This window comes from Saccharothrix saharensis, from assembly GCF_006716745.1.
Lineage (GTDB): Bacteria > Actinomycetota > Actinomycetes > Mycobacteriales > Pseudonocardiaceae > Actinosynnema > Actinosynnema saharense.
In genome coordinates this window covers 2461481-2483225 of record NZ_VFPP01000001.1, presented here as the reverse complement: position 1 = coordinate 2483225, position 21745 = coordinate 2461481, and the positions used below count along the sequence as shown (strand labels likewise).

The 21745-nt window shown below is 72.3% G+C and carries 19 protein-coding genes and 1 pseudogene; 15 read left to right on the top strand and 5 right to left on the bottom strand.

The features are described from left to right. Positions 1–151 precede the first annotated feature (151 nt). From FHX81_RS10000 to FHX81_RS41230, 12 genes and pseudogenes are all read left to right on the top strand, one after another. A pseudogene (locus FHX81_RS10000) lies at positions 152–952 on the top strand (S1 family peptidase); the annotation flags it as partial. Positions 953–979: 27 nt separating this feature from the next. Beyond that, complete coding sequence (locus FHX81_RS42825; RefSeq protein WP_342787262.1) at positions 980–1318, top strand: proprotein convertase P-domain-containing protein; 339 nt, start codon at positions 980–982, stop codon at positions 1316–1318. A 325-nt stretch (positions 1319–1643) separates the two neighbouring features. Continuing rightward, a complete protein-coding gene (locus tag FHX81_RS09995) occupies positions 1644–4727 on the top strand; it encodes a fibronectin type III domain-containing protein (protein ID WP_246107730.1) in 3084 nt (1027 codons plus the stop codon). A 100-nt stretch (positions 4728–4827) separates the two neighbouring features. Further along, positions 4828–6126 carry an FAD-dependent oxidoreductase gene (locus FHX81_RS09990; protein ID WP_141977191.1) on the top strand — a complete coding sequence of 433 codons (1299 nt, stop codon included), beginning with the start codon at positions 4828–4830 and terminating at the stop codon, positions 6124–6126. 37 nt (positions 6127–6163) lie between these two features. After that, entirely contained in the window at positions 6164–7696 is a 1533-nt protein-coding gene (locus FHX81_RS09985) for a sensor histidine kinase (RefSeq protein WP_141977189.1), read from the top strand. Then, complete coding sequence (locus tag FHX81_RS09980; protein ID WP_141977187.1) at positions 7684–8325, top strand: response regulator transcription factor; 642 nt, start codon at positions 7684–7686, stop codon at positions 8323–8325. The genes FHX81_RS09985 and FHX81_RS09980 overlap by 13 nt, the downstream gene beginning before the upstream one ends. A gap of 77 nt (positions 8326–8402) precedes the next feature. Then, entirely contained in the window at positions 8403–9467 is a 1065-nt protein-coding gene (locus FHX81_RS09975; RefSeq protein WP_141977185.1) for a hypothetical protein, read from the top strand. Then, positions 9464–10285: a hypothetical protein gene (locus FHX81_RS09970; RefSeq protein ID WP_141977183.1), complete on the top strand. Its 822-nt coding sequence runs from the start codon at positions 9464–9466 to the stop codon at positions 10283–10285. The genes FHX81_RS09975 and FHX81_RS09970 overlap by 4 nt, the downstream gene beginning before the upstream one ends. Continuing rightward, positions 10282–10611, top strand: a complete 330-nt coding sequence (locus FHX81_RS09965) for a hypothetical protein (protein WP_141977181.1) — start codon at positions 10282–10284, stop codon at positions 10609–10611. Before FHX81_RS09970 ends, FHX81_RS09965 begins: the two co-directional genes overlap by 4 nt. Next, positions 10608–11699, top strand: a complete 1092-nt coding sequence (locus FHX81_RS09960; RefSeq protein ID WP_141977179.1) for a hypothetical protein — start codon at positions 10608–10610, stop codon at positions 11697–11699. The genes FHX81_RS09965 and FHX81_RS09960 overlap by 4 nt, the downstream gene beginning before the upstream one ends. Positions 11700–11968: 269 nt before the next feature. Continuing rightward, a complete protein-coding gene (locus FHX81_RS09955) occupies positions 11969–12727 on the top strand; it encodes a bestrophin-like domain (RefSeq protein WP_141977177.1) in 759 nt (252 codons plus the stop codon). Continuing rightward, a complete protein-coding gene (locus FHX81_RS41230; RefSeq protein ID WP_211363450.1) occupies positions 12724–13905 on the top strand; it encodes a DUF6923 family protein in 1182 nt (393 codons plus the stop codon). The genes FHX81_RS09955 and FHX81_RS41230 overlap by 4 nt, the downstream gene beginning before the upstream one ends. Before the next feature lie 10 nt (positions 13906–13915). Here FHX81_RS41230 and urtE read toward each other — a convergent pair whose 3' ends face one another. Genes urtE through urtA form a run of 5 tightly spaced genes read right to left on the bottom strand, consistent with a single transcriptional unit; the run spans position 13916 to position 18516 of the window. Next, positions 13916–14611 (bottom strand): urea ABC transporter ATP-binding subunit UrtE, encoded by a 696-nt coding sequence (gene urtE, locus FHX81_RS09945; RefSeq protein ID WP_141983853.1) that lies wholly within the window; start codon positions 14609–14611, stop codon positions 13916–13918. Next, positions 14611–15360: an urea ABC transporter ATP-binding protein UrtD gene (urtD, locus tag FHX81_RS09940; protein ID WP_141977175.1), complete on the bottom strand. Its 750-nt coding sequence runs from the start codon at positions 15358–15360 to the stop codon at positions 14611–14613. The genes urtE and urtD overlap by 1 nt, the downstream gene beginning before the upstream one ends. After that, positions 15357–16397 (bottom strand): urea ABC transporter permease subunit UrtC, encoded by a 1041-nt coding sequence (gene urtC, locus FHX81_RS09935; protein WP_141977173.1) that lies wholly within the window; start codon positions 16395–16397, stop codon positions 15357–15359. The genes urtD and urtC overlap by 4 nt, the downstream gene beginning before the upstream one ends. Further along, positions 16394–17269 carry an urea ABC transporter permease subunit UrtB gene (urtB, locus tag FHX81_RS09930; protein WP_141977171.1) on the bottom strand — a complete coding sequence of 292 codons (876 nt, stop codon included), beginning with the start codon at positions 17267–17269 and terminating at the stop codon, positions 16394–16396. The genes urtC and urtB overlap by 4 nt, the downstream gene beginning before the upstream one ends. Beyond that, the gene (urtA, locus tag FHX81_RS09925; protein WP_211363449.1) at positions 17269–18516 is read right to left on the bottom strand and encodes an urea ABC transporter substrate-binding protein; all 1248 of its coding nucleotides are present in this window, start codon (positions 18514–18516) and stop codon (positions 17269–17271) included. The genes urtB and urtA overlap by 1 nt, the downstream gene beginning before the upstream one ends. A 259-nt stretch (positions 18517–18775) precedes the next feature. Between urtA and FHX81_RS09920 the strand changes: the two genes are divergently transcribed. From FHX81_RS09920 to FHX81_RS09910, 3 genes are read left to right on the top strand one after another with little or no spacing between them, the layout of a single operon-like run. Then, positions 18776–19918 carry a DUF418 domain-containing protein gene (locus FHX81_RS09920; protein ID WP_141977169.1) on the top strand — a complete coding sequence of 381 codons (1143 nt, stop codon included), beginning with the start codon at positions 18776–18778 and terminating at the stop codon, positions 19916–19918. Beyond that, positions 19915–20808: a LysR family transcriptional regulator gene (locus FHX81_RS09915; protein ID WP_211363448.1), complete on the top strand. Its 894-nt coding sequence runs from the start codon at positions 19915–19917 to the stop codon at positions 20806–20808. Before FHX81_RS09920 ends, FHX81_RS09915 begins: the two co-directional genes overlap by 4 nt. Positions 20809–20861: 53 nt before the next feature. Beyond that, complete coding sequence (locus tag FHX81_RS09910; protein ID WP_141977167.1) at positions 20862–21716, top strand: maleylpyruvate isomerase N-terminal domain-containing protein; 855 nt, start codon at positions 20862–20864, stop codon at positions 21714–21716. The last annotated feature ends 29 nt before the right edge of the window (positions 21717–21745 follow it).

The window sequence follows — 21745 nt, the reverse complement described above, 5'->3', positions numbered from 1 at the left end:
CGCCGGAAGAACTCCCGTCGATCGACGGATTGTGAGCAGATCGTCCACCACGGACGATGGGTCGCCGGCTGAGGGGCCGGCAGTTCCCTGCGATCTCGACGTCCGGCCACCCTGCGAGCACGACCCCGGCCGGGCGCGGGAAGGATCAACCGTGCGCGACACACTGAGAAGGACGCTGGCCCTAGGCGTGGGCGTCGTCGCCGTCCTGGCCGCGTTCGCCGGCCAGGCCATCGCCGCTCCACCGTCCCCGGACGGCGGCACCCCGACGCCCATGGTCGTCGGCGGCACCCAGGCCGCCAAGGGCGAGTTCCCCTGGATGGTCCGCCTGTCCATGGGCTGCGGCGGCGCGATGCTGACCGAGCAACTGGTGCTGACCGCGGCGCACTGCGTCAGCCGCACCGGCAACAACACCTCCATCACCGCCACCTACGGCGTGGTGGACCTCCAGGACAGCACCCGCATCACCCGCGCGTCGACCTACGTGCACCGCTCGCCCACCTACGACACGGCCACCGGCGGTGACTGGGCGATCGTCAAGCTGGCGAGCCCGATCACCGGCGCGGCCCTGCTGCCCATCGCCACCACCGCGGCCCACAACACCGGCGTGTTCAGCGTCGCCGGGTGGGGCGCGACGCGGGAGGGCGGCGGCCAGTCCCGCTACCTGCTCAAGGCGAACGTCGACTACATCGACGACACCACGTGCAAGAACTCCGACCCGTACTACGCGGACCTGATCCCGGCCGCCGAGCTGTGCGCGGGCAAGCTCGCGGGCGGCGTCGACACGTGCCAGGGTGACTCCGGCGGCCCGATGTTCCGCCGCGACGACAACGGCGCGTGGGTCCAGGTCGGCATCGTCAGCCACGGCAACGGGTGCGCGCGGCCGGAGAACCCCGGCGTCTACACCGAGGTCAGCACGTTCGCCGCGGCCATCAAGCAGGCGGCGGCCGACCTCGGCGGCACGCCCCAGCCGCCCGGCAAGGTGTTCGAGAACCTGAACAACGTGACCATCCCGGACGCGGGCGCGGCGGTCTACAGCAACGTCACGGTCACCGGCATCGCGGGCAACGCGCCGTCCACGCTGAAGGTCGGCGTGGACATCAAGCACACCTACAGCGGTGACCTGGTGATCGACCTCGTCGCGCCGGACGGCTCCACGTACCGCCTGAAGAACTCCAGCGGCTCCAGCACGCCCAACGTGGTCACCACCTACACCGTGAACGCCTCCTCGGAGGTCGCCAACGGCACGTGGCGGCTCAAGGTGCAGGACGTCTACAGCCAGGACACCGGTTACGTCGACGCCTGGCGGCTCACCTTCTAGGAAAATCGCACACCGCACCACCCGACGACCGCGCGCCGAGCCCTCGGCGCGCGGTTTGTCATATCCATGCCAAAAACCATCGCGGCACGCGCACGCTGGTGCCAAATAAGCCTCTGAATCCTTCCTGTGTGTCGTTTGTGCAGGTGGATGGCTGTGTGGTTGTCCGAACGTGATAATTTCCGGCCGGGTTCGGGAATGAGCATTCGACAGTCTTGCGCAAGTGTTGCGCCGTGGTTAATTTCCCCGTGCAGTACGTCAGTGCACCATTTCGCCCCTGCCCCTCGTTTTGCCGGCGTGCGCGCTCGGCGCCAGGGAGGACATTTCCGTGAGACACAGCAGACCAGCCCGCGGGCTGACCGGGCTCGGCGCGATGGCCACCGCGACCGCGGTCGTGGCGGGGCTCGTGCTCGGCACGGGCACCGGTTCCGCCGCGCAGGGCGACCTCACCCAGACCTACAGCTGCCCGTTCCCCCTGATCGGCGACCAGACCGTCACGGTCGACATCACGACCACCCAGCCCGGCACGGTCGCCGCGGGCCAGTTCACCCCGAAGCTCGACATCACCGCCGTGTCCAACGCAGGCGCGACCGCCACGCAGGGCCTGCGGCTGGTCGGCGCGGAGACCATCCGCGGCACGGCCCGCGCCACCTCCGAGGTCACCGCGCCCGGTGACCAGGGCGCGCTCACCGTGCAGGTCGCCACGGACGTGCCGAACCAGCCGATCCCGGCGGTCGGTGACGACCTGGTGCTCAACGCGGTCGGCTCCGCGCCGGGCCTGCGCTTCGACCAGCCCGGCACGGCCACGGTCGAGGTGACCGACCTGGTGCTGGAGATGACGCCGCTGCGGGCCGACGGCACGCCGACCGACCTGGGCACGTTCGTCGCGGACTGCACGCCGACGCCGAACCAGGACACCGTGCTGCAGACCTACACCGTCACCGGCTCGGCCGTGACGCCGGAGACGCCGGCGGGCACGGGCGGCACGCCGCCGCTGCGCCAGGTCTACACCTGCCCGTTCCCGTTGATCGGCAACCAGAACGTCACCGTGGACATCGACACCGACCTGCCCGTCGAGATCGGCGTCGGCGAGTTCACGCCGCAGATCGACATCTCGGCCGTGTCGAACGCCGGTCCGACCGCGACCCAGGGTTTGCGGCTCGTCGGCGCGGAGACCATCCAGGGCACGGCGGTGGCGACGTCGCTGGTCCGGTCGCCGGGCAACCACCAGGCCGTGGCCGTGCCGACGACCGTGCCGAACCAGCCGATCCCGGTCAGCGGCGACCTGGTCATCAACGCCGCCGGCACCGCGCCCGCGCTGCGGTTCGACCAGCCGGGCACGGCGACGCTGTCCGTGCACGACCTCGTGCTCACCATGACCCCGAAGAAGGCCGACGGCAGCGACACCGGCCTGGGCACGTTCGTCGCGGACTGCACGCCGGTCGACCCGGCCCAGCGCACCGTGCTGCACACGTTCACCGTCACCCCGGCCCAGGACACCGAAGCGCCCGCCACCCCGGCCGGCCTGACCGCCGGTGAGACCACGCCGACCAGCGTGGCCCTGACGTGGGCGGCGGCCACCGACAACGTCGGCGTCACCGGCTACGACGTCTACGCCGGCAACACCCTCGTGACCAGCGTCGAGGGCACCTCCGCCACGGTCGGCGGCCTCGCGCCCGACACCGAGTACAGCTTCACGGTCGTGGCGAAGGACGCGGCCGGCAACCGCTCCTCGGCCAGTTCGGCGGTCACGGCCCGCACCGAGGCCGCGCCCGACACCCAGGCGCCGACCGCGCCGGGCAACCTCGTCTCCACCGGCGCGACGCCGACCAGCGTCACGCTCGAGTGGGCGGCGGCGAGCGACAACGTCGGCGTCACGCGCTACGAGGTGTTCAACGGCGGCACGCTCGCGACTACCGCGCAGGGCACCGCCGCCACCGTCGACGGCCTGAGCCCGGACACCGAGTACGCGTTCACCGTCCGGGCCGTGGACGCCGCCGGCAACGAGTCGGGCGCCAGCGACCCGCTCACCGTCCGCACGCCCGCGGCGCCCGACACCGAGGGCCCGAGCACCCCGGCCAACCCGCGTGCCACCGGCGCGTCCGCGTCGAGCATCGGCCTGGCCTGGGACGCCTCCACCGACAACGTCGGCGTGACGGGTTACGAGGTGTACAACGGCGGCACGCTCGCCACCACTGTGGAGGGCACCACGGCGACGGTGGGCGGTCTCGCGCCTGACACGGAGTACAGCTTCACCGTGGTGGCGAAGGACGCGGCCGGCAACCGCTCCTCGGCCAGTTCGGCGGTCACGGCCCGCACCGAGGCCGCCCCGGACACCGAAGGCCCCACGGCACCGGCAGGTCTCGCGGTCCACGACGTCACGCAGTCCAGCGTCACCCTGGGCTGGTCCGCCTCCACCGACAACGTCGGCGTGACGGGTTACGAGGTGTTCAACGGCGGCACGCTCGCCACCACTGTGGAGGGCACCACGGCGACGGTGGGCGGTCTCGCGCCCGACACGGAGTACAGCTTCACCGTGATTGCCAAGGACGCGGCCGGCAACCGTTCGGCGGCCGGCGCGGCGGTGACCGCCCGCACCGAGGCCACGCCCGACACCCAAGCACCGACCGCCCCGAGCGTGCTGCGCTCCACCGCCCAGACCGAGAACAGCGTCGCGCTCGCCTGGGACGCCTCGACCGACAACGTCGGCGTGACGGGCTACGAGGTGTTCAACGGCGGCACGTCCGCCGCCACCACCACCGGCACCACGGCCGCGGTCGGCGGTCTCCGACCCGACACCGAGTACACGTTCACCGTGGTGGCGAAGGACGCGGCCGGCAACACGTCCGGCGCGAGCACCGCCCTGAAGGTCCGCACCAAGGCCACCCAGGGCCCGCCGGTCATCAGGTACGGCTACGGCCTGACCGGCAACACGAAGATCAAAGCCGCCAACGGCGCGATCGCCCTCACCGGCGGCATCGACGCCGCGCTCAACCTCGCCACCGGGGCGTTCGAGGCCGACCTCACCCTCAACCCCACCTCCGGCCAGTTCCGGGTCTTCGGCTTCGTGCCGGTCAAGGCGAAGATCGAGTTCGTCCAGGCGGCCAAGACCACCGGCACGCTGGCGGGCGGCGTGCTCAGGTCGACGTCGAGCGTGACGGTGAAGCTGCCGCACGTGTCCGTGCTCGGCATCCCGGTCAGCACCAGCCCCGACTGCCGGACCAGGACCCCGGCGTCGATCCCGCTGGCGTCCGAGCCCGGGTTCGACCCGCTCGCCGGCGGCACCGCGACCGGCGTCTACACCCTGCCCGCGCTGACCGGCTGCGGCCCGCTCACCGGGCTGATCAGCGGGCTGACGTCGGGTCCGGGCAACACCATCCAGGTGTCGCTGGCGCCGCGCTCCCAGCGCTGACGCCCGACCGCGGTGGTCCCGTCCGGTTCTCCCGGGCGGGGCCACCAGGTCCGCACAGCGGAAGAAGCACCCGGCCCGCCCGCGCTGTCACAGTCGCCGGATGACGCATGCGGTGGTGTTGGGCGCGAGCATGGGCGGGCTGCTGGCGGCCCGCGCGCTGGTCGGCGTGTACGACCGGGTGACGGTGGTCGACCGCGACCCGTTGCCGGAGGACGTCGGCCACCGGCGCGGTGTGCCGCAGGCCCGGCACTTCCACACCATCCTGGTGCGCGGCCTGCGGGCGATGGAGGAGATGTTCCCCGGCCTGACGGCCGAGCTGGTCGCCGACGGCGGGATCCCGGTCGGGTTCACCGTCGACTCCCGCTTCGTGCTGGCGGGCCACCGCATGGTGCGCGTGGACACCGGCGCGTCGGACCTCCAGGCGACCCGGCCGATGCTGGAGGGCGCGATCCGCGCCCGGCTGGCGAAGCTGCCCGGCGTCCGGCTCGTGCCGGACCACGACGTGACCGGCCCGGTGTTCGAGGGCGGCCGGGTGACGGGCGTCGAGGTCTCCCGCGACGGCGTGGCCGAGGTGCTGCGCGCCGACCTCGTCGTGGACGCGATGGGCCGGACCGGGCGGGCGCGGTCGTGGTTGGCCGCCGAAGGCCTGCCCACGCCCGCGGAGGACCGCATCGACGTCAACATGGTGTACGCGAGCAGGCTCGTGCGCCCGACGACGCCGTTCCCCGACAAGCTGGTGCTCGTCGGCCCGGTGCCGGGCCGGCCGACCGGGTTCGCGTTCGCCGCGCAGGAGCACGGCCGGTGGATGGTCACCCAGGTCGGCATGGCGGGCGACCACCCGCCGACGGACGAGTCCGGTTTCCTGGCGTTCCTCAAGAGGTCCGCGCCGCCGGACGTGTACGACGCCGTCGCCGCGTCGGAACCGCTCACCGAGATCCGCGCGCACCGGTTCCCCGCCAGCCTGCGCCGCCGCTACGAGCGGTTGCGGGGCTTCCCGCCCGGGCTGCTGGTCTTCGGCGACGCGATGTGCAGCTTCAACCCGATCTACGGCCAGGGCATGACCGTGGCGGCGCTGGAGTCCGAGGCGCTGCGCCGGTGCCTGCGGGACGGTGACGGAGACCTGGCCCGGCGGTTCTTCCGCGAGGCGGCCCGGATCATCGACCCGGTGTGGCAGCTCAACGCGCTCGGTGACCTGGCGCTGCCGGAGATCCCCGGCCACCGGTCGCCGTCCACCAAGGCGCTCAACCGGTACGTGGCCCGGCTGCAACGGGTCGCCGCGCACGACCCGGTGGCCGCCACCGCGTTCATCCGCACCATCGGGCTCCTCCAGCCGCCCACGTCGATCCTGCGCCCGAACGTGCTGGCGCGCGTCGTGGTCGGCGGCCTGCGCCGCGAGTAGGCCCGGCGGCCCGGCCCGAACGGCTACCTTGGGCACCATGCTGCTGCCGTCCGCGATGCTCGCGGTGAGCGCCGTCTTCGTGACCGCCGGGGTGATCGGCCGCCGGGTGCAGCCGCGCAACCGGATCGGGCCGTTGTTCGTGCTCGTCGGCGTGGGCTGGCTGCTCGACTACACCGTGGACGACGACGGGTCGTTCCTGTTGCTGCTGGTCTGCAAGGTCTGGCCGGCCGTGCTCGGGCACGCGCTGCTGGCGTTCCCGACCGGCAGGCTGCGCACCTGGCCGCGCCGGCTGGTGGTGGCCGCCGGGTACGCCGAGACGGTGGCGCTGGGCGTGGCGTTCGAGTTCGAGCGCCAACCGTGGGCGGCGGCGGTCGTGGACGCCGAGACGCCGATGACCGCGTTCGTCGGCATCTCCATGCTGGGCCTGCAACTGCACCGCTGGCGGGTGAGCAGCATGGCGCAGCGGCGCACGCTGACCGCGATGCTCGGCGCGGCGGCGGTGGCGATCATCGCGTTCGTGGTGTGGGAACCGGTGGAACGCGCGGGCCTGCAACCGCCGCTGGTGGTGCTGATGCTGGCGTTGAGCGGCATCCCGTTCGCGTACCTGGCCGGGTTGCTGCGCCGCCGGATGGACCGCGGCGAGGTGGCCGACCTGGTGGTGCGGCTCAGCGGCGACAGCAGGCACGACGGCGTGCAGGAGGCGTTGGCGGCCACGTTGCACGACCCGGGCCTGCGGGTGGCGTACTGGGTGGCCGAGCACGAGCGGTACGTGGACGTGGACGGGCGGCCGGTCGCGCTGGACTCCGTGCACACCAGGGTGGACCGAGGTGGTGTGCCGGTCGCCGTGCTGCTGCACGACCCCGTGCTGGACCTGGAACTCGTGGACGCCGCGTGCGCCGCCGTCGGCCTCGCGCTGGAGAACGAGCGGCTCACCGCCGAGCTGCGCGCCAAGGTCCGGCAACTGGCCGAGTCGCGGGCGAAGGTGCTGCGGGCCGCCGAGGAGGGCCGTCGGCGGCTGGAGCGCGACCTGCACGACGGCGTCCAGCAGCGGCTGCTGTCCGCGGTGATGACGCTGGGGCTGGCCGAGACCGTGCCGCCGGACCGGGCGCGGGTGCTCGCCGCCGAGGCCAAGCAGGCGGTGCTGGCCACCATCGACGACGTGCGCGCGGTGTGCCACGGCATCCACCCGCCGGTGCTGGCCGAGCGGGGCCTGCACGGCGCGGTGCGCGAGCTGACCGCGCTGGCCGAGCCGCGGGTGGACCTGACGCTGGACCTGCCCGAGGCCGTGCCGCCGCTGGTGGAGACGACGGCGTACTACGTGGTGGCCGAGGCGCTGGCGAACGTCACCAAGCACGCCGAGGCGTCCCGGACCAGGGTCGCGCTCAGCGGCCGGGACGGGCGGCTGGTCGTGGAGGTCGACGACGACGGGCGCGGGGGAGCGGACCCGATGCACGGCTCGGGGCTGCGCGGCCTGAGCGAACGGGTGGAGGCCAACGGGGGGACGATGCGGGTGGTCAGCGCGGCGGAGACGGGCACGAGGCTGCGGGTGGTGCTGCCGTGCGGGTCGTGATCGCGGAGGACTCGACGTTGCTGCGCGAGGGGTTGGCGCGGCTGCTCGCCGAGGCCGGGTTCGAGGTGGCGGCGGCGGTGGAGGACGCGCCGTCGCTGGTCGCCGCGGTGGACGGGCACCGGCCGGACGTGGCCATCGTGGACATCCGGATGCCGCCGACGCACACCGACGAAGGGCTGCGGGCGGCGGTGGCGCTGCGCCGGCAGTACCCGGCGACCGGCGTCCTCGTGCTGTCGCAGTACGTGCGGGTCAGCTACGCGGCCGAACTGCTGGACGCGGGCGCGGACGGCGTCGGCTACCTGCTCAAGGACCGGGTCTCGGACCTGGCCGAGTTCACCGCCGCGATCCGGCGCGTCGGTGCGGGCGGTTCGGCGTTCGACCCGGACGTGGTGAGCAGGCTGCTGGTGCGGCGGCGCGACGACAGCGACGACCGGTTGACCGAGCGGGAACGGGCCGTGCTCGCGCTGATGGCGGAAGGGCGCACCAACCAGGCCATCGCGCAGCGGCTGTTCATCGCCGAGCGGACCGTGGAGAAGCACTGCACCAGCATCTTCACCAAGCTGGACCTGTCCGCGAGCCCCCACGACCACCGCCGCGTGCTGGCCGTCCTGCGCTACCTCAACGCCTGAGAGGTGCGGTTAACCGCACCACGCGGTAGTGGTGGCACGATTCCGGGGCGGCCGGTCGCGCGGGCACGCTGGCTGCCATGAAAACGGGGCGGGAGATAGCGGGACCGGCGGGGGACGCGGCGACGGGGCGCAGGCCGCGGGCCGGGTACCGGACGGACCTCATCACGGTGCTGCTCGGGACGTGGTTCTCGATCGGCTTGTTCCTCGACGCGTGGGCGCACTCGAACGTGCCCGAGCTGGAGTCGTTCTTCACGCCGTGGCACGCGGTGTTCTACTCGGGCTTCGCCGCGACGGGCGCGTGGATCCTGTGGGTGCTGTGGCGCAACTACCAGCAGGGGCTGCGAGGCCTGGACGCGGTGCCGGTCGGCTACGGGCCGGCGGTGCTCGCCCTGCCCGCGTTCGCGGCGGCCGGTGTCGGCGACTACCTGTGGCACACGTTCATCGGGATCGAGCAGGGCATCGACATCCTGTTCAGCCCGACGCACCTGGTGCTGATCTCGTCGATGATCGTTATCCTCACGACGCCGCTGCGCACGCTGTGGAGCGACCGGTCCGTGGTGGCTCCGACGTTCCGGCAGTTCCTGCCCGCCGGGCTGGCGCTGGCGTTCGCCACCTCTTTGGTGCTGCTGTTCGCGAGCTTCGCCGACGCGTCCGGTTACACCGGCGCGCAGGTGATCAGGGCGTTCACGTTCGACAAGGGCGAGGGCGGTTCGGGGCGGGCGTCGGACCTCGCGGCCTCGATCGTGGTCACCAACATCATCCTGGTCATGCCGCTGCTGCTGGCCGCGCGCCGGTTCCGGCTGCCGTTCGGCACCGCGACCACGTTGGCCGTCGTGGTGATGGGGCTGAGCACCGCCACCGCCGCCTACACGAACATGAGCACCGCCATCGGGTTCATCGTGTCGGGCGTGGTGATCGACGTGCTGCTGGTGAAGCTGAACCCGGCGGAGGACCGGCTCAAGGAGTACCGGATCTTCGCGATGGCCGCGTCGTTCGTCACGTGGGCGGTCTACTTCGCGTCGGCGATCATCGACCAGGGCACCACGCCGAGCGTCACCGAGATGTGGACCGGCGCGCCGGTCATGGCCGCGCTGCACGGCCTGCTGATGGCGGTGCTGCTCGTACCGACCGCCCGCCGGTGAGGGCGCTGCTGCTGACTGTCGTGCTGCTGATCGCGACCGCGGGCCCGGCGCAGGCGCACGCCGGCGGCCTCACGCCGCAGGACCACCTGAGCCGGGTCACCGGGATCGACCCGCCGCTGCCCGGTGTGACCGCGACGATGGTCAACCACGGCACGCAGCTGGAGATCCGCAACGGGGGCGGCACGCCCATCGCGGTCGGCGGTGCCGGCGATCGGGTTGGGGTCGGCGGTGCCGGCCTCACCGACCACGTGATCGCTCCGGGCGAGACGTACCGCTTCCGCGACGAGCGCACCACCGCCCCGCGGTGGGAGATCCCGCTCGGCACGTCGGTCCTCGAAGGCCGGGTGGACGTCACCCCCGGCCCGAACCCCCTGTGGTGGCTGCTGATCACGCTGGCACTCGCCGTCGGCGGCTACTTGCTCGGCCGGCGGCGGGAGCTGCTCGCCCTCGGCGTGGTCGTGGTGACGGCGGGGCACGTCTGGCACGCGGTCGGCTCGACGCTCGTGGTGACGGGCCAGTCGTTCGTGCCGCTGCTGCTCGGCGCGAGCGGCGTGGGGCTCGTCGCGTGGCCGTTGACGGTGGTCGCCGTGGTGGCCGCTGTCCGGCGCCGGCCCGCGACCGCGTTCGTGGCGGCCGTCGTCGGCGCGATGCTGGTGGTGGCGGGCATCCCGGACTTCGACAGCTTCCGCTTCTCCCAGCTGCCGTTCGCCGGTCCGGCCGACGTGGACCGGCTGCTCGTGGCCCTCACGCTCGGCGGCGGCCTCGGCCTGGCCGCCGGCGGGTTCGACTACCTGAGAAGGACTGGACCGACCACATGAAGATCGTTCACGCCCTGCTGTTCGCGCTGCTCGTGCTCGCGGGCTGCACGTCGAAGGCCGAGCCCGCCGCGCCGGCCGGACCGCTGGTGCTCCAGCTCTCCGTCGACCAGCCGTCGCCGCAGCGGGTGGAGGCCGTGCGCGGGCAGGCCGTCGAGCTCACCGTCACCAGCGAGGAACCGGTGGACGTGCACGTGCACGGCGTCGACGTGCTGGCCAAGGCGGAGAGCGGGAAACCGGCATCGCTCAAGTTCACCGTGGACCGGACCGGCACGTTCGACGTCGAGGCGCACCCCGACACGCTGCTCGTGCAACTGGTGGTGCGGTGACGGTCCTCGCCCACGGGGTCGGCGCGCGGCACGACCTGCCGCTGCCGCTGGACCTGGTGCTGCAAGGGGCGGCGGTGGCGTTGCTGGCGTCGTTCCTGGCGTTGGGCCTGCTGTGGACGAAGCCCCGGTTCACCGCCGTCGAGCCGGTGCCCGACCGCGACTGGTGGCCGGTCCGGCTGCTGGTCGCGGTCGGGCTGGTCCTGGTGCCCGCGCAGGCCTGGCCGCACCTGGTGTTCGTGCTGCTGTGGGTCGGCGTGGCGGTGTTGTCGATGCTGCTCGGCCCGGTGTGGCGGGTGCTCAACCCGCTGCGCCTGGCCGCCCGCGTCACGCTGGGCCGCGCGTACCCGGAACGACTGGGTCACTGGCCCGCCGCACTGGGCCTGCTCGCCTTCACCTGGGTGGAGCTGGTGTCGCCGGACGCGCTGCCGTGGTTCCTGGTGGCGCACGCGGTGGTGAACGTGGCGGGCGGGGTCGTGTTCGGCGGCACGTGGTTCGAGCGGGCTGACGCGTTCGAGGTGTTCTCGACCCTGCTGGGCCGGCTGTCGCCGTTGCGCGGCAACCCGTTCCGCGCGCTCGTCGCCACGCCCGTGCGGCCCGGCCTGGTCGCCGTGGTGGCGGTGCTGCTCGGCTCGACCGCGTTCGACGGCGTCGGGTCCAGCCCGGCCTGGGAACGCCTGTCCGTGCCGGACACCGTCGGCCTGGTGGCGGCGGTCGCGCTGGTCGCGGGCAGCTACCTGCTCGCGTGCCGGTCGTTCGGCGGGCAACTCGCCCACTCGATGGTGCCCATCGTCGCCGGGTACGTCGTGGCGCACTACTTCTCGCTGCTCGCCGTGGAGGGGCAGCGGGCCGTCGCACTGCTGTTCGGGGTCAGCGGGTTCACGCCGAACGACGCCCCGGCCTCACCCGTCCTGGTGGCTTCGGTGCAGGTCGGCGCGGTGCTCGCCGGGCACCTGCTGGCCGTCGTGTCCGCGCACGACCGCGCGTTGCGGCTGCTGCCGCCCAGCAGGCACCTGACGGGTCAGGTGCCGTTGCTGGTGCTCATGGTCGGCTACACCTCGGGTGGTCTCGCGCTGCTGTTCGCCGGCTGAACGGCCTATTTCCGACGTACGCGACCGTACGTGGTGACCTAAACAACTCGATCGGGCTAGGTGATTAGCTCGATAGGATGGAATTTTCCGCATTCCGGCGGCCTATCGACCGGGAGTATCGTGAAGAGCGGTGAGCAGGTCACCTGACAGACTGGCCTTTCTTGGCACCCGGATGAACGTTCTTACCACCGGATCGGGTCGATCACTAGCTTGCGGGTGAGTGAATCGGCGGATCTGTGGAATTCATTACGGGTGACGAAAGGGTGTCGATGAGCATTTACCTCACAGGTCTGCTGTGGGTCGCCGGCGCGGCGGTCGTGGCCGCCGTCATGGCCTACCTGATCCGCAAGTACGGCGAGCTGGAGGGCCGCTCGGCCAACAACGAGGCCGCGGGCCAGGTCTTCACGATAGTGGCCGGCCTGCACGCGGTGCTGCTGGCGTTCGTGCTCATCGCCCTCTTCGACGGCGTCAACCAGGCGAGTGACGCCGCCTACCGCGAGGCGGACAGCCTGGTGGCCGCCACGTGGGCCGGCGACGCGCTGTCCGGCGAGGTCGGCGGACAGGTGCGCGACCTGGCCCGGCAGTACGCCGTCACGGTCATCGACGACGAGTGGCCGGGCATGGTGTCCGGCGGGGAGTTCCAGTCCAGCGGCTGGTCGGAGCTCGACCGGCTGCGCCGGGTCGTGGCCGACGCGCCCGCGGAAGACGAGTGGCAGGTCGACCGCAAGACCGAGGCCGCGAGCCGGCTGTGGGAGGTCTACGAGGCCAGGCAGGCGCGGCTGAACGCGGCGGGCGGCGGCATCAGCTCGGTCGTGTGGTTCGTGCTGATCGCGGGCAGCGTGCTGGCCGTCGGCCTGCCGCTGCTGTTCGGCGGGCCGCGCATCCGCACGCACGTGCTGATCGTGGCGACCTTCGCCGCCACCATCACGCTGCTGCTGTACGCGACCTACCAGCTCCAGAACCCGTTCGGCGGCGGAGCCGGGGTGACCCCGGAGGCGTTCGAGGCCGCGGTGGAGCGGTTCGGATGATCGACGCGCTCGCGCAGGTCGTGTGCACCGTCATCCAGGTCGAGGCGGGGGCCCACGGCCCCTCGTCCGTCTTCCAGGTGCGGTTCCCGTCCGGCGAGACGACGTCGCTCACCACGCTCGGCGTGCGGCTCAACGCCATCGGCTTCTCCGCCGCGCAGAACCTCGTCTACGGCGTGGACCAGCAGGGCAGGCTGGTCGCCCTGGACCGGACCGGTCGGGTGGTCGGCCGGCCGTCGAGGCCGACACCCGGGCTGGCGCACGCGACGGCGGGCGTGGTGGTGGACGAGCGGCTGGTCGTGCGGGCCGGCCCGCGGCTGCTCGCGGTCGACATCCGCCCGGGCAGCCCGACGTTCGGGCGCGTCGTGGACGAGACGTGGCTGTGGCCGTGGGGCACCACGGTGGACGACTTCGACTTCAACCCCGACGACGGCCTGCTCTACGGCGTCGCCACCGACCACGGCCACGGCGTGGTGGTGACCGTCGACCCGGGCACCGGCCGGACGAAGCCGGTGCCCGGGGCCGGTCGGCTGCCCGGAGGGACCGGCTACGGCGCGGTGACGCTGTCGCCGGACGGTTCGCTCTACGCCACCAACAACAACCACCACGGCCGCAGCAGGTTGTTCCGGGTGGCGCTGGACGGCTCCGGCGTGGTCACCGAGATCTCGTCCCGCAAGGCCTTGAACACCATCGACTCGTCGGGCTGCCTGTCCACCATCCCCACGCCCACGACGACCCCCACGACCACAACCACCACTACGACCACCACCACCACCACACCGCCCACGACGACAACGACCACCGTCCCCCCGACCACCACCACGACAACAACCCGGCCACCACAACCAACCCCCACAACGACCACCACGACCGTCGCCCGGACGACGACCACCACCAACACGACCACGACGCTCCGCCCGGCCCCGGCCCCGGCCGTGCCGCCGCCGAACGTCCCGCCCCCGCCGCGGTTGACCACGCCGCCGCCGAACACCCCACCCCCGCCGCCGCCACCGCCGCCGCCCCCACCGCCGGCCGACATCGACGCGCCCGACCGGCAGGTGGAGACGTTGGCACCGACGAACAACGCGGTCCGCGACCAGCGGCGCTGGGGCCTGGCCGCGATGATCCTGATCCTGGCCGCGGGCGCGCTCGCCCGCCAGGCCGCCGCCCGGCGCCGGTGAGCGGGAACGGTCAGACGGCCAGCATCCGGCGCACCTCCTCGTCGTGCAGCTCCGCCGCGGCCCCGGCGCGCACGACCTCGCCCGCGTCCAGCACCACGAAGCTGTCGGCCAGCCGCACCGCGAAGTCCAGGTACTGCTCCACCAGCAGCACGGTCAGCCCGGCCTCGCGGTGCAACCGCTCGACCGCCGCCTCGATCTCGTCGATCACCGAGGGCTGCACGCCTTCCGTCGGCTCGTCCAGGACCAGCAACTTCGGTCGCGTGATCAACGCGCGGGCGATCGCGAGCTGCTGCCGCTGCCCACCGGACAGCAACCCGGCCGGCCGCTTGAGCAACCCCCGCAACGCCGGGAAGACGTCCAGCGCCTCGTCCACCGCCGCCGCGTCCCGGTGCGCGGTCGCCTCCAGCGTCACCTGGAGGTTCTCCCACACCGTCAACTGCGGGAACGAGACGTGGCCCTGCGGCACGTACGCCATGCCCGCGCGCACCCGCTGGTGCGTCGGCATCCGCGTGACGTCCCGCCCGTCGAACGCGATCCGGCCGGCGGTGGGCGTGATCGTGCCCATCACGGTCTTGAGCAACGTCGTCTTGCCGACGCCGTTGCGCCCCATCACGCACACCAACGACCCGGCGGGCACCTCCAACCCCACGCCGAACAGCACCCGCGCCCGCCCGTACGCCGCGTCGACACCGGACACCGACAGCATCACGTCACCGCCTTCCCCTTGGCCCGGCCCAGGTACACCTCGCGCACCCGCGGGTCGTCCTGCACCTCGGCGACCGACCCCTCCCGCAGCACGCGGCCCTGGTGCAGCACGGTGACCTTGCGCGCGTACCGGCGCAGGAACTCCATGTCGTGCTCGACCACGACCACGGTGTGCGCGGCCGCGATCCGGTGCAGCAGCTCGCCCGTCCGCTCCCGCTCCGACCGGCTCATGCCCGCCACCGGCTCGTCCAGCAGCACCAGCTTCGGCTGCTGCACCAGCAGCATCCCGATCTCCAACCACTGCCGCTGGCCGTGCGAGAGCACCCCGGCGGGCCTGTCCGCCAACGCGGTCAGGTCCGCCGCCTCCAACGCCGAAGCCACCGCGTCGGACACGCCGCGCCGCCGGCGCAGCAACGACCGCAGCGGCATCCGGAAGCTGCCCGCGAGGTCCAGGTTCTCCACCACGGTCAGCTCCTCGAACACGGTCGCGGTCTGGAACGTGCGACCCACGCCCATCCGCACGATCCGGTGCTCCCGTCGACCCACCAGCTCCTGACCGCCGAACCGGACGCTGCCCGCCGCCGGCTTGGTCAACCCGGTCACCACGTCGATCAACGTGGTCTTGCCCGCGCCGTTCGGCCCGATCAGGAACCGCAGCTCACCCTCCTCCACGGTGAGGTCCAGCCCGTCGACCGCCGCGAACCCGTCGAACACCACGCGCAGCCCGCGCACCTCCAGCAGCGCCGTCACACCGCCACCCCCGCCCGCTCGCGGGAGAACCGGGACCGCGCCGACTCGACCACGCCGGCGAGGCCCTTCGGCGCGAACACCAGCACGAGCACGAACAGCCCGCCCTGCAGGTACAGCCAGCCCTCGGCGAAGTCCTCGCTGAACAACGTCTTCGCGTAGTTGACCGCGATCGCGCCCGCGATGGCCCCGGCGAGCACGAACCGGCCGCCGACCGCCACGCCGACCAGCAGCTCCAGCGACGGCACGATCCCCAGCAGCGCGGGGGAGATGATGCCGACGACCGGCACGAACAACGCGCCCGCCAAGCCCGCCATCACCGCCGAGATGGTGAACGCGATCGTCTTCACCACGGCCGGGTCGTAGCCGAGGAACCGCACCCGGTCCTCACCGTCGCGCACCGCCACCAGCAGCCGGCCGAACCGGCTGCGCACCAGCAGCTTCGCCACCAGGAACGTCACGCCCAGCACGAGCGCCGTGACGGCGTACACGGCGCGCTGCCCGTCGGGGTCGGTGAGGTCGAGCCCGAAGAACTGGGTGAAGTTGGTCATCCCGTTGGTGCCGCCGGTCAACCCCTGCTGCCCGACGAGCAGGATCACGAACGCCGCGGCCAGCGCCTGGGACAGGATCGCGAAGTACGCGCCGCGCACCCGTTGCCGGAACACCAGCAGCCCCAGCAGGAACGCCAGCAGGCCGGGCACCAGCACCACCGCGGCCAGCGCGAACACCGGGTTGCCGAACGGCCGCCACAGCGCGGGCAGCTCCTCGACCCCGCTCCACACCATGAAGTCCGGCAACCCGGCCGACCCGGCTTCCCGCAGCTTCAGGTACATGGCCATCGCGTAGCCGCCCAGGCCGAAGAACACGCCCTGCCCCAGCGTCAGCATGCCGCCCTGACCCCAGGCCAGGGCGATGCCGACCGCCACGATCGCGAAGCACAGGTACTTCGCCAGCAACCCGAGGCGGAACGGCGAGAGCGCGAACGGCGCCACCGCCAGCAGCACGACGCACACCACGAGGGAGATCCGACCCCACGTCATACCAACGCCCTCCCCTTCAGCACGAACATGCCCTGCGGCCGGACCTGGAGGAACGCGATGATCGCCACGAACACCAGCACCTTGGCCAGGCTCGCGTCCGTCCAGAACTCCAGGTAGCTGTTGAGGAAACCGAGCGCGACGGCGGCCAGCACCGCGCCGCGCAACTGGCCCAGGCCGCCCGCGACCACGACCAGGAACGCGTCCACGATGTAGAAGGTGCCCAGGCTCGGGCCGACCGGGCCGACGAGCGTCAGCGCGACGCCCGCCACCCCGGCCAGCCCCGAGCCGAGCAGGAACGTGAACCGGTCGACCCGCCCGGTGGCGATGCCGCTGGCCGCGGCCAGTTCGCGGTTCTGCACGACGGCCCGCATCCGGCGACCGGCGGGCAGCCTGGTCAGGTACAGCCACACTCCGACCACGCACAGCGCGGCCAGCACGACGATGAACAGCCGGTTGTAGGGCAGGCGCACGCCGAGCACGTCGACGCCGCCCGTCAACCAACCCGGCGCGCTCACCTGGACGTTCGGCGCGCCGAAGACGTCGCGGGCGAGTTGCTGCAGCACCAGGCTCACGCCCCAGGTCAGCAGCAGCGTGTCCAGCGGTCGGCCGTAGAACCGCCGGACCAGCGACCACTCCAGCAGCAGTCCCATCAGCCCGGCCACCGCGAACGCGACCGGCAGCGCGATGAGGAACGACTGGGACGTGAGGCCCTGCACCACGTACGCGGTGTAGGCGCCCGCCATGATGAACTCGCCGTGCGCCATGTTGATCACGCCCATCTGGCCGAACGTGAACGTCAGGCCGAGGGCGATGAGCAGCAGCACCGCCGCGATGCTCAACCCGATGGGGAGCTGGTTGGCCAGCGCGCCCATCAGCCGAGCCCACCCGCCCAGTCGTAGGACCTGAGGTACGGGTCGGGCTTGATCGGGCCGGGGGAGGACCAGACCTCCTTGATCTGGCCGTCGGCCTGCACCAGGCCGATCCGCGCGGTCTTGGCCACGTGCTGGTTCTCGCCGTCGATGGTGGTGGTGCCCTCGGGTGCCTCGATCGTGATGCCGCCCGCGGCCTTGCGCACCGCCTCGACCTCCGTCGTGCCGGCCTTCGTCACCGCTGCCGCCCACAGGTGCACGGCGTTGTAGCCTGCCTCCATCGGGTCGGAGGTCACCTTGTCCGCGCCGTACTTCGCCTTGAACGCCTTGACGAACGCGTCGTTCGCGGGCGTGGTGGTGGTCTGGTAGTAGTTCCACGCGACCAGGTGCCCGGCGACGTTCTCCGGCCCGATGCCCTTGACCTCCTCCTCGGCGACGCTCACCGACACCACCGGCGTGGTCTGCGGCGTGATGCCGGAACCGCGCAACTGCTTGAAGAACGCCACGTTGCTGTCGCCGTTGAGGGTGTTGAACACCGCGTCCGGCTTCGCGTCGGCGATCTTGTTGACCAGCGTGCTGTACTCGGTGTGGCCCAGCGGCGTGTACTCCTCGCCCGACACCTCGATGCCCTTGGCCGCCGCGTACGCCTTGATGATCTTGTTCGCGGTGCGCGGGAACACGTAGTCGCTGCCGACCAGGAACAGCTTCCGCTTCCCCTGTGCGGCCAGGTAGTCCAGCGCCGGCACGATCTGCTGGTTCGTCGTCGCACCGGTGTAGAAGATGTACGGCGAGCTCTCCAAGCCCTCGTACTGCACGGGGTACCACAGCAGCGCCTTGTTGCGCTCGAAGACCGGCAGCATCGCCTTGCGGCTGGCCGAGGTCCAGCCGCCGAACACCGTCGCCACCTCGTCCTGCGAGATGAGCTTCTGCGCCTTCTCCGCGAACGTGGGCCAGTCGGACGCGCCGTCCTCGGTGACCGGGACGACCTTCTTGCCCAGCACGCCACCCTTGGCGTTGATCTCCTCGATGGCCAGCAGCTCCGCGTCGCGCACGGTCACCTCGCTGATGGCCATGGTGCCGCTCAACGAGTGCAGGATGCCGACCTTGATCTCGTCACCGGAGGCACCCGCGCCGCCGCCGGGCTCGTCGACGCAGGCCGTCGCGAGCAGGGCGGGCAGCAGGAGGGCGATCAGGCCGCGCTGCAAGGTCCTGGGCTGGAAGGTTCCGGGCCGGGAGGTTCTGGGACGCACCGGCAGCTCCTTTCGAGCAGGTGGAACCGAGAAGCTATGAACCGCGTGTTGCGTGCCGAGCGCGCGCGGTTACGTTCGTGTGGCCAAATCCGCACGGTATGGATTTGTGACCTGCCCACGTCACCTTGTGCGCCCGCGCTGTCATCCGTTCGGCCGCCGCCATCGTCCGAAGGTGGGACACGACCGGGCACCTTCCGCCGACGATCGCGGACCTCCTCTCGTCCTACGTTCGGTGGTGCGAGCAGTCAGGGGAGGACGCATGGGTGGACGAATCGCGGCGCTGGACGTGCTGCGAGGGGTGGCGATCCTGGGCACGTTCGGGACGAACGTGTGGGTCTTCACGAACCCGCAGGGGGTGATGGGGTTCCTGGCCGGCTTCGGGGGCGGTGCGGACGACCCGGTGACCGCGCTGCTGCAGATGGTCGCCAACGGGAAGTTCCTGGGCCTGCTGTCGATCATGTTCGGCATCGGGCTGGCGATCCAGCACCGCTCGGCCGAGCGGCGGGGGCGGCGGTGGCCCGGGTGGTACCTGTGGCGCTCGGCGCTGCTGCTGTTCGAGGGCCTGGCGCACTACGTGCTGGTCTTCGAGTTCGACGTGCTGATGTTCTACGCGGTGGTGTCCGTGCTGGTCGCCTACCTGGTGGGGTGCGGCCGTCGGGTCCAGGTCGGCTGGATGGTCGCGGCGGGCGCGGTGAACCTGGCGCTGGTCGGCCTGATCACGGTCGGGATGCTGAGCGGGAGCACGACCGTCGGCGAGCCGGGGTTCGTGCTCGCCGGGGACGGCTGGTGGGGTGGCGTGCAGGCGCGCGTCGAGCACTTCGCGCTGTTCCGCGCCGAGGGGTTCCTGGTGCTGCCGTTGAGCACCCTGCTGTTCCTGGCCGGCGCGTGGCTGTTCCGGGCGGGCGCGTTGGAGGACTCCCCGCGGGGGCGCCGGATCCAGCGGCGGCTGGTGATCTGGGGACTGTGCGTCGGCGTGCCGCTCAACGTCGCCACCACGCTCGCCGGCCGGGACTGGTTCGCCGTCGACCGGTACCTGTGCGCGCCGCTGGTCGCCCTCGGCCTGCTCGGCGCGATCACCGCGCTGGTCAACGGGATGCGTGCGGAGGCGGGCCCGCTGCGCCGCGGCGTGACCGCCGTGGGCCGGTCGGCGCTGAGCTGCTACATCGGCCAGAACGTGCTCGCGTCCGTGCTGTGCTACCAGTGGGGACTGGACCTGGCCCGCCGGTGGGGCCACCTGGGCCCCTGGTTCACCGCGGGCGTGTGGCTGCTGATCGCGGTCCTGCTCGTGGCGGGCGCGTCGTGGTGGATGAGCCGGTTCACCCGCGGCCCGGTGGAAGCGGTGTGGGACTGGGCTTACCGAGCACCCCAACGACGAGCGGAGCCCAATACGCTGTCGCCGTGAGTCCTCTCGACGTGGACACCAGGGTGCTGCGGTACTTCGTCGCGGTGGCCGACCGGTTGAGCTTCACCGCGGCGGCGCGTGCTCTCTACCTGTCGCAGCCCGCGCTGAGCAGGCAGGTCCGGCAGCTCGAGGCGGACCTGGGGGTGGAGTTGTTCGTGCGGACCGGGCGGGAGATCCGGTTGACCGCGGCGGGTGCGGAGTTGCTGCCGCTGGCGCGACGGGCCGTGGACGGCTGGCGGGACGCGGTGCGGGTGGCGCGGTCGGCGGCGGCGGCCGAGGCGAACGTGGTGCGGGTCGGGTTCGTCGCGTCGGGCGGGGGGAGCGTGGCGCGGCGGTCGCGGGCGGCGTTCGCGGCGCGACGGCCGGACGTCACGGTCGAGCCCAAGCGGTGCGACTGGGGCGGGGAACCGGACGCGGTGCGGCAGGGGCTGGTCGACGTGGCGTTCGTGTGGCTGCCGGCGGACACGGACGGGCTGCGCGCCGAGGTGGTGGCGACCGAGGCGCGGTACGTGGCCGTGGCCCGCGACCACCCGTTGACGGCACGGGAGTCGGTGACCATCGCGGACGTGCGCGACGAGCCGTTGATGTGGACGCGCAAGGCGCCGAAGGCGTGGGTCGACTGGTGGGCGGTCAACCCGCGCCCGGACGGCCGCGAACCCGTGTGGGGACCGGAGAACGACAACGTGGACGAGATGCTGGAGCACGTCGCGAGCGGTGCGGCGGTGTGCTTCGGGCCGGAGTCGATGGCCGAGTACTACGCGCACCCCGACCTGGCGTGGCGGCCGGTCACCGACATCGAGCCGCTGCGGATCGCGGTCGCGTGGGTGCCGGGGGTGTCGAACCCGGTGGTGCGGGAGTTCGTGGAGGTCGCCGTGTCGCGCGATCGGTAGCCGACGTCGTCGAAACACTGTTATCGTCCCGGTCGTCGACTGGGGGTGTCGTGGTGTCCGAGCAGTGGCCTGTCGTGCGGGACGTGCTGTCCGACGTGACCGGGCGGTTCGCCGACCTCGTCGCCACCTCCGATCCGAGCGCGCTCGCGACCCCGGACTGGACGGTGGCCGACACGGCGGCGCACGTCGTCGCCATCGCCTCGATCTACACCACGCTGCTGGCACCCGGCGGTGGCGAGGTGGCCGACCCGGCGTTGGCCGCGCGCATCCCCACCGTCACCGTGGAGACCGTCGCCGAGCTGAACGACCTGGCGCTGCGCCGCTTCACCGAACGCGACCCCGCCACGCTGGCCGCCGTGCTGCGGTCACGGGTGGCGTCGATCCTCGACGCCACCGGCGGGACCGACCCCGAGCGGACGGTGCCGTGGCTGGGCGCGTCCCGGGTGCCGGTGGCCGGCGTGCTCGCGCACCTGGTCAACGAGCTGCTGATCCACGGCTGGGACATCGCCCGCGGCATCGGCGCGCCCTGGTCCGTACCGCCGCGGGAAGCCGCGCTGTTCTTCGACCTGTTCATCGTCGGCATGGTGCGCAACGACGTGGGCGGCGTCCTCGACGGCCCCCCGCCCAGCGACCGCCGCATCGCCGTGGCCTTCCGCTCCCGCCACACGACCCCGGTCACGATCGTCCTGCACCGCGGTCGGGTCTCGGTCGGCGAGCCGGGCGACCCGGTGGACGCGCGCCTCACCTTCGACCCGGCCACGCTCAACCTCGTGCTGTTCGGCCGGGTCAGCCGGGTCCGCGCCGCCCTGACCGGCGGACTGCGCGTCACCGGCCGCCGCCCGTGGCTGCTGCCGGCCTTCCTGCGCACCGTCCGCCTGCCGACGAACGCCGTGCCGCTGTCCGGGTGAGCGCGAACCGCCCCGCCGAGGACGCGAGC